Below are 14641 nucleotides of genomic sequence, written 5' to 3' on the forward strand. Positions count from 1 at the left end.
GTAGCCTCGCGAGGTGCCCGTCCGCCTCGTCGCCCCGGGCGTCGCGTGGCTCGCGGCGTCCGACACCGCCCTGCCTGCCCTGTCGTCCGCCGACGCCGAGCGCGCGGCGGCGCTGACGGCTCCGCGGCGCGCACGGTTCCTCCGCGGGCGCGCGGCCCTGCGCGCGCTGCTCGACGAGCGCGCGGTCGTCGAGCCGGCACGCTGCCCCGACTGCGGCGCGCGGCACGGTGCTCCCGAGGTGCGGGCGGATGGCGCGCGCCTCTTCGCGAGCACGTCGCACGCGGATGGCGGATCGCTCGCGGCGGTCTCCCGCCGCCGCGTGGGGGTCGACGTCGAGACGGCGAGCGCTCTGCGCGTGCCGCCGCCCATCCCGGTGCCGCCCGGGGAGGATCCGCTGCGGCACTGGACCAGGGTCGAGGCCGTGCTCAAGGCGGATGGCCGCGGCCTGCGCGTCGATCCCGCCGCGGTCGCGCTCGCCCCGGCGGGCGACGGATGGCGCGCGGAGCTCGAGGGGGCCGTCTACGACGTGCGCGACCTCGCGATCGACGCCGCGCACGTCGCGGCGATCGCGGTGACTCAGTCGTCCTGACGCGCTGGGCCCGCTGCGCGGCCGGACCGGCGCGGCGGCAGCTCGGGCAGCGCGCGCTTGTGCAGCCACGGAGCGAGCACGGGGTCGGCCATCCGCTCGAAGTCCGCCGACGCGGCCACCCCGTGACGGTGGTTCGCGGTCCACGCCCGCACGAGATCGAAGAACGCCGGATCGCCGATCGTCAGACGCAGGGCGTGCAGCGCGAGCGCGCCGCGCTTGTAGACCCGGTCGTCGAACATGAGGTCGGGCCCCGGGTCGCTCAGGAGGAGGTCCTGCGGGAGCTGACGCAGCCGCGCGTGGTGCGTGCGTGCGAGCTCGTCGGCCGAGGGGCCGCCCTTCGCCTCGGACCAGATCCACTCGGCGTAGCACGCGAAGCCCTCGTTGAGCCAGATGTCGCGCCACTGCCCGACGCCCACGCTGTTGCCGAACCACTGGTGCGCGATCTCGTGGGCGACGAGGCGCTCCGATCCGCCGCGCCCGTCGATGTGATTCGCGCCGAACACGGCCATCCCCTGCGCCTCGAGCGGGATCTCCAGCTCGTCCTCGGTGACCACGAGACGGCACACCGACATCGGGTAGGGCCCGAAGGCCCGCTCGAACGTCTCGAGGATGCGCGGGACGACCGCGAGGTCGGCGTCGACGCGCGCGGCGAGTGCGGGCGGATGCACCGCGGCGACCGGGACCCCCTCGGCCGTCTCGGCGATCTGGCGGGAGACGTAGCGCCCGATCTGCACCGTGACGAGGTAGGCCGACGTCGGGGTGTCCTCCTCGAAGACGTGCGTCGTGCGCCCCGCGCGTGTCGTCGTCGACACCCGGCGCCCCGTCGCCTCGACGCGGTGGTTCTGATCGCACGCGATCGCGATCCGGTACCGCGCCTTGTCGGCGACGCGGTCGTTGCACGGGAACCAGGTCGGCGCGCCGGTGGGCTGCGAGGCCACGAGCACGCCGTCCTCGAGCTCCTCCCAGCCGATCGGACCCCAGGGAGACCGGCGCGGCCGCGGCGAACCCGCGTAGTCGATGCGGACGTCGAGGGCTGTCCCGGCCGGGAGCCCCTCCGACAGCGTGACGCGCACGCGGCGCTCCGACTGGCGCATCTTGGCGACCTTGTGCCCGCGCACCTGCACGTTCGACGCGCGCAGCCCGACGAGGTCGAAGGACAGCACAGAGGTGTCCGCGAGCGTGACGAGGGCGATCTCGGCTCGCCCCGCGAGCCGGTTCGTCGCGATGCGGTAGTCGAGGTCGACGTCGTAGCGCTCGACGCGGTACCGCGTGTCGCCGCTGCGCGGCACGTACGGGTCGGCGCCCAGGCCGGCCGTCACGAGGCGGTCGCCTGGTAGGCGCGCACCTTCACGGCTCGCCACGGCCCGATCGGGTTGCCGCTCCAGCGGCTGCCGACGGGCACGGCCTCGCCGCGCATGACGAGCGAGGCAGGGCCGACCGTCGCGTGCGCGCCGATCGAGGCCGCCGGCAGGATCACGCTGTGGGGGCCGAGGGTCGCCCCCGGCTCGAGCGTCACGGTGTCCATGCTCATGATTCGATCATGGAACAGGTGGGTCTGCACGACGCACCCGCGGTTGACCGTCGCGCCGTCGCCGAGCGTGACGAGGTCGGGTTCGGGCAGCCAGTAGCTCTCGCACCAGACGCCGCGGCCGATGCGGGCGCCGAGCGACCGCAGCCATGCGGCGAGCGCGGGCGTGCCCGACGCGGGCCGCGCGAACCACGGCGCGGCGAGCATCTCGACGAAGGTGTCCGAGACCTCCGTGCGCCACACGAAGCTCGACCAGAGCGGCTGCTCCCCCGCGCGGATCGGCCCGACGATGAGCCACTTGGCGGCGGTCGAGACGAGCGCGGCGACCGCCCCGGCCGCGAGCATGACGACGCCCGAGAGCAGCAGGGTGACGACCACGCCGAGCAGCTGGGCGAGCGCATAGAGGGCGAACAGCACGCCGAGCCCGAGACCGCACGTGATCACGACGGGCACGAAGCGGCACAGCTCCCACAGCGTGCGGGCGACGCGCAAACGGACGGATGGCCGGAAGGTGCGGCTCTCGTCGACCTCGGCGACGACGCGCCGGAGGCGGACGGGCGGCGACCCGAGCCAGCTGGAGCCGGCCTTGGCCTTCATGGGCGCGACCGACAGCACGGCGACGAGGCCGTCCTTGGGAACGCGGTGGCCGGCCGCGGCCATCCCCGAGTTGCCAAGGAAGGCCCGCTTGCCGATCCGCGCGGGCGCGACCCTGAGCCATCCGCCGCGCAGCTCGTATGAGGCGACCATCGTGTCGTCGGCGAGGAACGCGCCGTCGTCGATCGTCGTCATCGACGGCAGGAGCAGAACCGTCGACGCCTCGACGTTGCGCCCGACCTTCGCGCCGAGAAGCCGCAGCCACACCGGTGTGAAGAGGCTCGAGTAGATCGGGAAGAGCACGGTGCGCGCGGCGTCGAGGAGGCGCTCGATGCTCCAGGCCTGCCACGCCGGCACGCTGCGGATGGGATACGTGCCCTCGCGCAGGCCGATCGAGAGCAGCCGCACGAGCACGACGACCGCGCCGGCGAAGACGAGGCCCGTCACGACGACGGCCGGCACGAGGAGCGCGAACGCGGCGAGCGCGGCCTCCGCGAGGTCGTCTGCCCCGCGCATGCCGAGCGCGAGCACGAGGCCGCCCGCGGCGAACGCGACGATCGGCAGGAGCGCGAGGCCCATCGACGACAGCGCATAGAGCGCCAGGTGACGACGCGGTGCGGGCGGGCGCTCCTGCGGCCATCCCCTCGTAGCGGCGCCCGCCCGGACGGCAGGCGAGCCCGACCAGTGCTGCCCCGCGCGCACGCGGCCGAACACGGCGGATCCCGGGCCGACCTCCGCGCCCTGGCCGATCTTCGTTCCCGGAGCGAGGGTGCTGCGCGCGCCGATCGTCGCGCCGGCGCCGATGCGGATGCCGCCGATGCGCACGGTCTCGCCGTCGATCCAGTACCCCGACAGGTCGACCTCGGGCTCGATCGCGGCGCCCGAGCCGACCTCGAGCATGCCCGTCACGGGCGGCATGGTGTGGAGGTCGACGTCGCGGCCGATCTTCGCGCCGAGGGCGCGCGCGTAGTAGGTGACCCACGGCGCACCCGCGAGGCCGACCGGGTCGATCTGGTCGGTGACCTTCTCGGCGAGCCAGAGGCGCATGTGCGTCGCGCCCCCGCGGCGGTAGTCGCCCGGCCGGAGTCCCGCGAGCAGCACCCGCGCGAACAGCGCGCCCAGCGCCATCCGCCCGAACGGCGTCGCGAAGACGATGAGCCCGAGGAGCGTCCACCACCAGTCGATGACCGGGAGGGCCTCGAACCCGGGGACGAGCGACAGGAGAGTCGAGGCCGTGAGCGCGTACACGAGCCAGCGGGCGCCGGTGAGGATGAAGAGCGGGATCCCGACGAGCGACTGGGTCCACTGCGTGAGCCGGGGCGTCGGCGCGGGCGTGCTGAACCCGCCGGCGGCCTCGGGGTCGACGGTGTCGAGTGCGGCTTCGGCCATCGCGGCGAGACGCGGGTGGCTGTACACGTCGGCGACCGTGAACTCGGGCGCGGTCTCGCGGATGAGCGTGACGAGCTGCGCGGCCGCGAGCGATCCGCCGCCGAGGTCGAAGAAGTCGGCATCCGGATCGGCGACGGGGATGCCGAGCACGGCCTGCCAGTGCGCGGCGAGCCACGCGACGTCGTCGTCGAGGTCGGAGGCGTCGGCGTCGCCCGCATCCGCGAGCGGCCACGGCAGCGCGGCCTTGTCGACCTTGCCCGACGTGCGCGTCGGCAGCTCGTCGATGACGGCGAGGGTGGGGATGAGCGGCGCGGGCAGGCGCTCGGCGAGGCGCGAGCGGGCGTCGGCGCGGTCGAAGCCGGCATCGGCGACGAGGTAGCCGACGAGGATGTCGACGCCGGCCGCGGTCTTGCGGACCGCGACCGCGGCGCCGCCGACGCCCGGGAGGTCCTGGAGCGCGGCCTCGACCTCGCCCAGCTCGATGCGGCGCCCTCCCACCTTCACCTGGTCGTCGACGCGGCCCTGGAAGAGGAGGCCTTCGGGCTCGAAACGCACCATGTCGCCCGAGCGGTACGCCCGCTCCCACCCGAGAGTCGGCATGGGCGCGTACTTCTCGGCGTCCTTGGCGGGGTCGAGGTAGCGCGCGAGGCCGACCCCGCCGATGATGAGCTCGCCGGGCTCGCCCGCCGCGACCGGGCGGCCGTCGGCGTCGACGACGGCCAGCTGCCATCCGTCGAGCGGAAGGCCGATCCGCACGGGCTCGTCGGCGCGCATGAGCGCCGCGCACGCCACGACGGTCGCCTCGGTGGGCCCGTAGGTGTTCCAGACCTCGCGGCCCTCGCCGACGAGACGGGCGACGAGCTCGGGCGGGCAGGCCTCGCCGCCGAAGATGAGGAGGCGCACGTTCTCGATCGTGTCGGCGGGCCACAGCGCGGCGAGCGTCGGGACGGTCGAGACGGCCGTGATGCCGTGGCCGAGCAGCCACGGGCCGAGGTCGGATCCCGAGCGCACGAGCGAGCGCGGGGCGGGAACGAGACACGCCCCCGAGCGCCACGCGAGCCACATCTCCTCGCACGACGCGTCGAAGGCGACGGAGAGGCCGGCGAGCACGCGGTCGCCGGGCCCGAGCGGCTCGTCGGCGAGGAAGAGGCGCGCCTCGGCGTCGACGAACGCCGCGGCCGAGCGGTGCGAGACCGCGACGCCCTTCGGGGTGCCCGTCGAGCCCGAGGTGAAGATGACCCAGGCGTCGTCGTCGAGGCCGGGACGCTGGTCCTCGGCGGGCTCGGCGGCCGGGGCGGGCGGGTCGGTGGGCTCGGCGACCGGGGCGGACGGGTCGGTGGGCTCGAAGCGCCCGCCGCCCGTGAGGACGCCGCGCACCTTCGCCTCGCCGAACACGAGGTCGGCGCGCTCCTGGGGGTCGTCCGCGTCGACGGGCACGTACGCGGCTCCCGCGGCGAGCACCGCGAGGATCGAGACGTACAGCTCCGCCGTTCCCGAGGCCATCCGCACGCCGACGCGGTCTCCGCGGCGGACCCCGTGCGTCCGCAGGCGCTGGGCGACGGCCCGTACCTGCGCGAGCAGCTCGCGATAGCTGAGCGCTCCGTCGGCATCCTCGATGGCGGACGCGTCCGGATGCGCCCGCGCGGTCTCCTCGAGGATGTCGACGAGGGTGCGCGGGGGTGCGGCGCTCTCGCCGCGATCGAGCACGGCGCTCTGCGCCGCCGCGGTGTCGGTCAACCTGTCTCCATCCGTGGCGTCGCCGGGTGCGCCGCCATCGTCGTGGGGTCAGGTTACCGATCGGTGAACGACCGCCGACCGGCGCGGGGCGGCACATCGACGGTCGGGCGCGTCGCGCCGGTCAGCGCGGCAGGCGCGCGCGCAGGTCAGCGCGGCAGGCGCGCGCGCAGGGAGTCGATGAGGATGGCGGCGCCGAGCTCGAAGGACCGCGCGGCGCGCGCCTCCCCGCGCGCGCCGCCCTCGAGAAGGCGCCCGAGGGTGCGGGTCTCGCCCTCGGGGCGCCAGACCTCGTCGGGCGACGCGAGGTCGAGGCCGAAGCCGATCGCGAAGGCGTCAATCACGGCGATGATCGTGAGGACCTCGTCCTCGGGGAAGCCCGCGTCCACGAGCACGGTCGCGAGATCGTCGTACGACGCGATGAGGTCGGGGTTCGTGATCGTCCGGTCGACGAGCAGCGGGACGAGAGCCGGGTAGTCGGCGTACATGCGGCGCTGGGCGCGCAGCACCTCGAGCACGTAGTCGTCCCACGGCACGCCCTGCGGCTGCACGCGGTACGACGCGATGAGGCGCCCCCGCATGAGCTCGAGGATCGCGTCGGCGCCGTCGGCGTGGTTGTAGAGCGACGACGGCCGCACGCCGAGGCTGCGCGCGATCGCGTTGACGCCGAACGGCTCCCCCGCCCGGGCCAGCGCGAGCCCCGCGTCGCCGATGATCTCGGGCGACAGCAGCGGTGTGGACGGCCTGGCCATGCGCTCCCCTCTCCGCCGATCGGAGCACGATCGCCGCCCGGGGGTTTCGCGCGGCGTCTCTTCCCTGCATAATAACGAACGTCGTTCGTTGACGAACACCATTCGTTAAACGGCCGAGCCGCACCACCCGATGCCGGCCCGCACATCCGCTTCCGCGCACAGCGCCGTGCCCCCTCTGGAGTCCCCATGTCAACCATCGACCTGACGAGCCGCGTGCCCCTGCGGCTCCCCACCGCGACCGCGACATTCGCGATCGGCATCGCCGGCTACCTCGGCGTCAACCTCTCGCCGTACATGATCACGGCGGCCCAGTCGGGCCTCGGCATGGACGTCCTCGCGGCGAGCTGGCTCGTCACCGCGACGCTCCTGCTGACCGCCGTGACCGGCCTCGCCATCGCCCCGCTCTGCGCGGGAGCGCACCGTCGCACCGTCGCCCGCGGCGGCCTCGCCCTCGGGCTCCTCGGCTTCGGCGCGGCCGCCGTCGTGCCGCCCCTCATCCTGCCGGGGCTCCTCGCCGGCGGCGTCGGCGCGGGCGGCGCGGTCGCCGCCTCGGGGGCCGCTCTCGCGGCGTTCCGCAACCCCGATCGCGTCGCGGGCTTCAACGGGCTCGCCAACCGCGCCGTCATCACCGTCGTGCTCGCCGTGCTCCCTCTCATCGGGCTCGCGCCGATCGACGTGTTCGGCGCGCTCGCGCTCTTCTGCCTCATCGGGCTCGCGGTGTCGCTCTGGCTGCCGGCCGCGCCCGTGCTCGAGCCGCACGCCGGCGCCGCCGTCGCCGAGGCCATGCCGATCGAGATCCCGCCCACCGGCATGGTGCGCACCTCGGTGCCGCGCTCGCGCACCGTCACGATCGCCGGCTTCGCCCTGCTCGTCACGTTCGCGCTCTGGGCCGCGAGCGAGGACTCGCTGTGGGCGATGGCGGGAGTCATGGGCGCCGAGCAGGCGGGTCTCACGCCCGAGGGCCTCGGCATCGCGCTCAGCGGAGCGACGGCAGGCGGGCTCCTCGGCTCGATCCTCCTCATGATCGTCGGCGACCGCCTCGGCCGCGCCGTGCCGCTCGCGACCCTGCTGCTCGCGGGCGCCGCCCTCAAGTTCGCCGAGGGCTTCATGGCCGACCAGACCGCGTTCATCGTCGTCTTCATCGCGTGGAACACGATCTACGCGATCGCCTTCATGTACTTCGTCTCGACCTCGGCGGCCCTCGACGCGGACGGCCGCTGGTCGGGCCCGCTCCTCGCGGTCTACCTCGTCGGCTCGGCACTCACGCCCGTGATCGGCGCGGCCCTCGTCGGCGCGCTCGGATACCAGGGCTTCACGACCGCCCTCTCCATCGCGAGCGTCGTGCTCGCCGTCCCCGCGGGCGCGATCGCGCTCCTGTCCACGCGGCTCGAGCGAGCCGCACGCACCGCCATCCCGGAGACCGTCTGATGACCCGCACCCTCTACCGCAGCGCCCGCATCTTCACCGCCGACGAGCCCGCCTGGGCCGAGGCGCTCGTCGTCGACGGCGACACGCTCGCGTACGTCGGCGACGCCAGCGGAGCGCCCGCCGCCGATGCGACAGTCGACCTCGGCGGCCGCCTCGTCCTGCCCGGATTCACCGACGCGCACACCCACCTGCTCATGACGGGCGAGGCGCTCGGGCAGGTCGGTCTGACCGACGCCCGCACGCTCGGTGAGATCCAGAGCCGGCTCCGCGACGCGCGCCCGGGTGCCGACGGCGTGCTGCGCGGGCGCGGGTGGCTCTTCGACGCGATCCCCGGCGGAGCGCCGACCGCCGCGATGATCGACGAGGCCGTCGCCGACATCCCGGTGTACCTCGACGCGAACGACTACCACTCGTGCTGGGTCAACACCGCGGCGCTCGCCGAGCTCGGCATCACGCGGGACACGCCCGACCCCATCGGCGGCCGCATCGAGCGCGACGCCGACGGCGAGCCGACCGGACTGCTTTACGAGACCGCGGCCGTGCAGTACGCGTGGGCGCATCGCGACGCGACGGCGACCGACGCGCAGCGCGACGCGGCGGTCGAGCGCGTGATCGCCGCGTACCTCGCGACCGGCGTCACCGGGGTCGTCGACATGGCGTTCGACGACTTCGGGCTCGAGGCGTTCCGACGCGCGGCTGAGCGGCGCGGCGGCACGCTGCCGATCCGCGTGGCCGCGCACTGGTTCGTGACGAACACGGGCGACGATGCGGAGAACGTCGCGCAGGTCGCCCGCGCCGCCGAGCTCGCTGCCGCGACCGCGTCGCCGTGGCTTCGGGTCATCGGCATCAAGCTCATCCTCGACGGCACGATCGACGCGTGCACGGCGGCCATGGGCCATCCGTACGCCGACGGCACGAACGCCGAGCCGATCTGGCCGGCCGAGCGGCTCGGGCCCGTGGTCGATGCGGCGGATGCCGCGGGACTGCAGATCGCCATGCACGCGATCGGCGACCGCGCGAGCACGATGGCACTGGACGCGATCGAGCACGCGATCGCCGCGAACGGGGAGCGTCCGCGACGCCACCGCATCGAGCATCTCGAGTACGCGGCGCCCGGCACGGCCGAGCGGATGGCGCGCCTCGGCGTCACGGCGTCGATGCAGCCGGTTCACGCGGATCCCGCCATCTTCGCCAACTGGGCGGCTCAGCTCGACGACGAGCGGGTCGAGCGCGCCTTCGCCTGGCCCGAGTACGAGGACGCGGGTGCCCTTCTCGCCTTCTCGACCGACGCGCCGACGGCGCCGCACGCGTCGCTCGCGAACATGTACGTCGCCACGACGCGCGCGTCGGCGCTCGACACGTCGGTGCCGGCCGTGCACCCGCAGTTCGCACTGCCGCTCGACCGCTCGATCGTCCACGCGACGCGCGACACGGCGGCGTCGATCGGCGACGGCGGATGGCGCGGGCGCCTCGTGCCGGGAGCCGCGGCCGACTTCGCGGTGCTCGACACGGACCCCTTCGCCGCCGAGCCGGAGGCACTCCTCTCCGCGCGCGTCGTCACGACCGTCGTCGCGGGCCGCATCGCATACGAGGCCTGACCCACCACCCCCTCTGCATGTCTCACTCGCCGCGGGATACGCCTCGGCATTCCCGCGACGAGTGAGACATGCAGGCCTACGGGTGCGGCAGACATGCGTGCGCGTGAGACAGGCGGTGTTGCGAGCGGGACGCGCGGGGTCGGTCAGCGGACGCCGAGCATGGCCTCGGCGGCGCGCAGCAGCAGCTCGGCGCGCTCTGCCGCGCCGCCCCACCGCACGAGGGCCTGCGCGTTGAGGCCGTCGATCATCCCCAGCAGCTGCCAGGCCGCGGCCGACGGGTCTTCGACGCGGAACGACCCGTCGGCCGCTCCCTCCTCGATCACCTCGCGCAGCAGGCGGGCCCACGCGTCCATCTGCTCGCGCACCGCGGCGGCGAGCGGATCGCTGCGGCGTCCGAGCGCCCACGCCTCGACCCACACCGCCGTGACGTCGTCGCGCGTCCCGCTGAGGAGGGTCTCGATGAGGGCGCGCAGCGCATCCCGCGGGGCCTCCCCCGCGACGAGCTGAGCGAGCTCGGCGAGCTCGTCGCCCACGATGCCGGCGAAGGTCGTCGCGACGAGCTCCTCCATGGCCGGCGCGTAGTGCGCGACGAGCGCAGGAGTCACGGATGCCCGGGCGGCGATCGCGCGGAGCGTCACGGCATGCAGCCCATCAGCCAGGGCGATCGCGCGCGCCGCCGCGGCGATCTCGGCGCGGCGCTCCGCGGGAGCGCGGCGCGGAGCACGTCGGCGAGGGGGCGCCGCTTCGCTTGACATGTCCCTCACCCTAGCGTCAGAATCAAGTTATTGATCACACGATCAATATACGAGAGGATCGATGATGACCTGGCGGATGCCCGCAGAGACGGATCGGCACGAGCGCACCTGGATGGCGTTCCCCCGAGAGGGATTCACCCTCGGCGACACCGACGCCGAGCGCGAGGCCGGCTACACGGCGTGGAGCGCGGTCGCGCACGCCGTCGCCGAGTTCGAGCCCGTCACGATGGTCGTCGACCCGAGCGAGGTCGCGCGCGCCCGCCGCATGCTCTCGTCGCACATCGAGCTCCTCGAGGCGCCCCTCGACGAGTTCTGGATGCGCGACGTCGGCCCGACCTTCGTCGTCGACGACACGCGCCCGGGCGCCCTCGGCGCCGTCGACTGGACCTTCAACGGGTGGGGCGCGCCCGCGTGGGCGGAATGGCGCCTGTCGGCGCAGCTCGGACGCATCGTGGGCCGCGCCGCGGGCGCGGAGATCGTCAGCTCGGCGCTCGTGAACGAGGGCGGCGGCATCCACGTCGACGGCGAGGGCACCGTGCTCGCGACGGAGACCGTGCAGCTCGACCCGCGTCGCAACCCGTACGCCGACAAGGAGCGCGTCGAGGCCGAGTTCGCCCGCACGATCGGTGCGGCGAAGGTCGTCTGGCTGCCGCGCGGGCTCACGCGCGACTACGACGAGTTCGGCACGAACGGCCACGTCGACATCGTCGCGACGCTGACCTCCCCCGGCGTCCTCCTGCTCCACGATCAGCGCGACCCCGACCATCCCGACCACGCCGTGACGCGCGAGCTGCGCGCGCATCTCGCCCAGCAGACCGATGCGGCGGGCCGCGCCTTCGAGATCGTCGACCTGCCCGCGCCCGCGACGCTGCGCGACGACGAGGGCTTCGTCGACTGGAGCTACGTCAACCACCTCGTCGTGAACGACGGGGTCATCGCGTGCGGATTCGGCGAGGACGAGGCGGATGGCCGCGCGCGCGACATCCTCGCGGAGGTCTACCCGGGCCGCACCGTGAAGACGGTCGACGCCCGCGAGATCTTCGCGCGCGGCGGCGGCATCCACTGCATCACGCAGCAGCAGCCGTCGGTGGGGGCGCTCTGATGATCGACGTGCTCGAGGCATCCATCGCCGACCTCCAGCAGGCGCTCGCGCATGGCCGCACGACCGCGGTCGAGCTCGTCGAGGCCTACCTCGCCCGCATCGACGCCTTCGACGCCCCCGGCACCGCGACCGCGCTCAACGCGGTCGTCGTGCGGAACCCCGATGCCCGCGACGAGGCACGCGCGTCCGACGCCCGTCGCGCGGCCGGCCGCCTCCTCGGTCCGCTGGACGGCATCCCGTACACGGCCAAGGACAGCTACCTCGTGAAGGGCCTCACGGCCGCGTCGGGCAGCCCGGCCTTCGCCGATCTCGTCGCCCAGCGCGACGCGTTCACGATCGAGCGGCTGCGCGCATCCGGCGCGATCTGCCTCGGTCTCACGAACATGCCCCCGATGGCCAACGGCGGCATGCAGCGCGGCCTCTACGGCCGCGCTGAGAGCCCGTACAGCGCCGAGTACCTCACGTCGGCGTTCGGGTCGGGCTCGTCGAACGGGTCGGGCACGGCGACCGCCGCGAGCTTCGCGGCGTTCGGCCTCGGCGAGGAGACGTGGTCGAGCGGGCGCGCGCCCGCATCGTGCAACGCGCTGTGCGCGTACACGCCCTCGCGCGGCGTCATCTCGGTGCGCGGCAACTGGCCGCTCGTGCCCACCATGGACGTCGTCGTGCCGCACACGCGCACGATGGCCGACCTGCTCGCGGTGCTCGACGTCGTCGTCGCCGACGACCCCGAGACGCGCGGCGACTTCTGGCGCGTGCAGCCGTGGGTGCGGATCCCCGCGGCGTCCGCCATCCGCCCCGCCTCCTACCCGGCCCTCGCCGACGGCGCCTCGCTGCGGGGCAAGCGCCTCGGGGTGCCGCGCATGTACATCAACGCCGATCCCGACGCCGGCACCTCAGACGACCCCGGCATCGGCGGCCCCACCGGGCGCCGCATCAGCACGCGCGAGTCCGTCATGGAGCTGTGGCGGGCCGCGCGCGCCGACCTCGAGGCGGCCGGAGCGACCGTCGTGGAGGTGGACTTCCCGCTCGTGTCGAACTACGAGGGCGACCGGCCCGGTGCGCCGAAGATCACGACGCGCAGGCTCGTCACGCCCGCCTACCTCCACCGCGAGATCGTCGACCTGTCCGCGTGGGCGTGGGACGACTTCCTGCGCGCGAACGGAGATCCGGCCATCCCGTCGCTCGACGTGGTCGACGGCGCGCAGATCTTCCCGCGTCCCGCGGGCGCGCTGCCCGACCGCTACACGGGCTTCGACGACGACATCGCGTCGTACCCCGCGCACGTCCGCGAGCATCCCGTGGCTTCGATGACGGACATCCCCGAGCTCGAGAGCGGCGTGCGCGGCCTCGAGGAGACCCGCCGCGTCGATCTCGAGCAGTGGATGGACGACAACGGGCTCGACGCCGTCGTCTTCCCCGCGATGGCCGACGTCGGCCGCGCGGACATGGACGTGAACCCGGAGTCCGCCGACCTCGGCTGGCGCAACGGCGTGTGGGTCGCGAACGGCAACCTCGCCATCCGCCACTTCGGCGTGCCGACCGTGACCGTTCCGATGGGCACGATGTCGGACATCGGGATGCCCGTGGGCCTCACCTTCGCCGGCCGCGCGTACGACGACGCGGCGCTCCTCGCGCTCGGCGCCGCGTTCGAGGCGACGGGCGCGCGCCGCACGATGCCGCCGCGGACGCCCGCGCTCTGACGCGGCGCCGACGCGCGAGAGCCCCGGATGGCCGTGGTGGCCATCCGGGGCTCTCGCGCTGGCGGCGGGCTGGCGGCAGCCGCGGGGCGGATCCGCCCGCCCGACCCGGCTCAGCCCACGCGGATGAGCTTCTTGTTCACGAACTCGTCGGCCGCGAGGAGGCCGAGCTCACGCGAGGTGCCGCTGCGCTTGACGCCGCCGAAGGGCAGCTCGGGGCTGTCGGCGAGCACGATGTTGACGTACACCATGCCGGCCTCGATGCGGTCGGCCACGCGCTGCGCCTGCTCGGCGTCGGTCGTGAACACGTACGACCCGAGGCCGAACGGGGTGTCGTTCGCGAGACGCACGGCCTCGTCCTCATCGGCGACCCGGTACACGACGCCCGCGGGGCCGAAGAGCTCCTCGCGGTAGACGTCCATCTCGGGCGTCACGTCGGTGAGCACGGTGCCGGGGAAGTACGCGCCGTCGCGCTTGCCGCCCACGACGAGGCGCGCGCCCTGCTCGACGGCGCGGTCGATCTGCTCCTGGAGGCGCTCCGCGGCGGCGAGCGACGAGAGCGGCCCGAGGACCGTGTCCTCCTCGAGCGGGTGGCCGACCTTCGCGGCCTCCATGGCGGAGGAGAACTTCGACAGGAACTCGTCGTACAGGCCGTCGACGACGATGAACCGCTTGGCGCCGTTGCAGGCCTGGCCGTTGTTGTCGAGGCGCGCGTCGACCGCGGCCTGCACGACCGCGTCGAGGTCGTCGGCCGAGAGCACGATGAACGGGTCCGACCCGCCGAGCTCGAGAGCCACCTTCTTGAGGTGCTGGCCCGCGAGCGCGGCGACGGCGGAGCCCGCACGCTCCGAGCCGGTCACCGAGACGCCCTGGACGCGCGGGTCGGCGATGATCGTCGCCGCCTGCTCGTTCGTCGCGTACACGTTGACGTAGGCGCCCTCGGGCAGGCCCGCGTCGCGGAAGATCTCCTCGAGCGCGGCCGCCGACTCGGGACACTGCGGGGCGTGCTTGAGGATGATCGCGTTCCCGATCACGAGGTTCGGGCCCGCGAACCGCGCGACCTGGTAGGTCGGGAAGTTCCACGGCATGATCCCGAACAGCACGCCGAGCGGGGCGCGGCGGATGACCGCGCTCCCCTCGCCGAGGATCTCGATCGGCTGGTCGCGCGTGATCGCCTCGGCGTTGTCGGCGTAGTACTCGATGATGTCGGCCGAGAAGTCGACCTCGCCGAGCGCGGCCTCGAGCGGCTTGCCCATCTCGCGCACGATCGTCGCGGCGAGGGCGTCGCGGCGCTCGCGGTGCAGGGCGGCGGCACGGCGGACGGCCGCGGCCCGGTCGGCGACCGAGAGCGCCGCCCAGGCGCGGGCGCCCTCGCTCGCGCGGGCGATCGCGTCCTGGATCTGCGCGTCCGTGAAGGTGTCGTACTCGGCGACGGTCTCGCCCGTTGCGGGATCGACGACGGCGTAGTCGCTCAT

General features: G+C 74.0%; 10 protein-coding genes. 5 read left to right on the plus strand and 5 right to left on the minus strand.

Going from position 1 to position 14641, the window contains the following annotated elements:
- The first annotated feature begins 13 nt into the window (after positions 1-13).
- Entirely contained in the window at positions 14-589 is a 576-nt protein-coding gene (locus tag PKE79_RS10515) for a 4'-phosphopantetheinyl transferase family protein (RefSeq protein WP_271173653.1), read from the plus strand.
- On the opposite strand, the gene PKE79_RS10520 is transcribed toward PKE79_RS10515, so the two are convergent.
- The 3 genes from PKE79_RS10520 to PKE79_RS10530 form a co-directional block, all read right to left on the minus strand.
- A complete protein-coding gene (locus PKE79_RS10520; RefSeq protein WP_271173654.1) occupies positions 577-1908 on the minus strand; it encodes a M1 family metallopeptidase in 1332 nt (443 codons plus the stop codon). The genes PKE79_RS10515 and PKE79_RS10520 overlap by 13 nt on opposite strands.
- On the minus strand, positions 1905-5837 hold the full coding sequence (locus tag PKE79_RS10525; RefSeq protein ID WP_271173655.1) for a Pls/PosA family non-ribosomal peptide synthetase: 3933 nt from the start codon (positions 5835-5837) through the stop codon (positions 1905-1907). Before PKE79_RS10525 ends, PKE79_RS10520 begins: the two co-directional genes overlap by 4 nt.
- A gap of 146 nt (positions 5838-5983) precedes the next feature.
- A complete protein-coding gene (locus PKE79_RS10530; protein WP_271173656.1) occupies positions 5984-6586 on the minus strand; it encodes a TetR/AcrR family transcriptional regulator C-terminal domain-containing protein in 603 nt (200 codons plus the stop codon).
- A gap of 186 nt (positions 6587-6772) precedes the next feature.
- Between PKE79_RS10530 and PKE79_RS10535 the strand changes: the two genes are divergently transcribed.
- Both PKE79_RS10535 and PKE79_RS10540 read left to right on the plus strand, forming a co-directional pair.
- Complete coding sequence (locus tag PKE79_RS10535) at positions 6773-8014, plus strand: MFS transporter (RefSeq protein ID WP_271173657.1); 1242 nt, start codon at positions 6773-6775, stop codon at positions 8012-8014.
- On the plus strand, positions 8014-9612 hold the full coding sequence (locus PKE79_RS10540) for an amidohydrolase (protein WP_271173658.1): 1599 nt from the start codon (positions 8014-8016) through the stop codon (positions 9610-9612). Before PKE79_RS10535 ends, PKE79_RS10540 begins: the two co-directional genes overlap by 1 nt.
- A gap of 143 nt (positions 9613-9755) precedes the next feature.
- On the opposite strand, the gene PKE79_RS10545 is transcribed toward PKE79_RS10540, so the two are convergent.
- Complete coding sequence (locus PKE79_RS10545) at positions 9756-10367, minus strand: TetR/AcrR family transcriptional regulator (RefSeq protein WP_271173659.1); 612 nt, start codon at positions 10365-10367, stop codon at positions 9756-9758.
- Positions 10368-10431: 64 nt separating this feature from the next.
- Here PKE79_RS10545 and PKE79_RS10550 point away from each other — a divergent pair, with 64 nt between their 5' ends.
- On the plus strand, positions 10432-11469 hold the full coding sequence (locus PKE79_RS10550; protein WP_271173660.1) for an agmatine deiminase family protein: 1038 nt from the start codon (positions 10432-10434) through the stop codon (positions 11467-11469).
- Positions 11469-13169, plus strand: coding sequence for an amidase (locus tag PKE79_RS10555; RefSeq protein WP_271173661.1), 1701 nt, complete (start codon positions 11469-11471; stop codon positions 13167-13169). The genes PKE79_RS10550 and PKE79_RS10555 overlap by 1 nt, the downstream gene beginning before the upstream one ends.
- Positions 13170-13279: 110 nt before the next feature.
- Here PKE79_RS10555 and PKE79_RS10560 read toward each other — a convergent pair whose 3' ends face one another.
- A complete protein-coding gene (locus tag PKE79_RS10560) occupies positions 13280-14641 on the minus strand; it encodes an NAD-dependent succinate-semialdehyde dehydrogenase (protein ID WP_271173662.1) in 1362 nt (453 codons plus the stop codon).

Origin of the sequence: Microbacterium barkeri, assembly GCF_027921765.1 — a bacterium.
In the GTDB taxonomy this organism is placed as follows: domain Bacteria; phylum Actinomycetota; class Actinomycetes; order Actinomycetales; family Microbacteriaceae; genus Microbacterium; species Microbacterium barkeri.

Excerpts from the sequence above, each read along its gene's own strand:
- PKE79_RS10535 (WP_271173657.1), top strand. The coding sequence starts at position 6,773 with ATGTCAACCATCGACCTGACGAGCCGCGTGCCCCTGCGGCTCCCCACC.
- PKE79_RS10555 (WP_271173661.1), top strand. The coding sequence starts at position 11,469 with ATGATCGACGTGCTCGAGGCATCCATCGCCGACCTCCAGCAGGCGCTC.
- PKE79_RS10530 (WP_271173656.1), bottom strand. The coding sequence starts at position 6,586 with ATGGCCAGGCCGTCCACACCGCTGCTGTCGCCCGAGATCATCGGCGAC.
- PKE79_RS10540 (WP_271173658.1), top strand. The coding sequence starts at position 8,014 with ATGACCCGCACCCTCTACCGCAGCGCCCGCATCTTCACCGCCGACGAG.
- PKE79_RS10545 (WP_271173659.1), bottom strand. The coding sequence starts at position 10,367 with ATGTCAAGCGAAGCGGCGCCCCCTCGCCGACGTGCTCCGCGCCGCGCT.
- PKE79_RS10560 (WP_271173662.1), bottom strand. The coding sequence starts at position 14,641 with ATGAGCGACTACGCCGTCGTCGATCCCGCAACGGGCGAGACCGTCGCC.
- PKE79_RS10550 (WP_271173660.1), top strand. The coding sequence starts at position 10,432 with ATGACCTGGCGGATGCCCGCAGAGACGGATCGGCACGAGCGCACCTGG.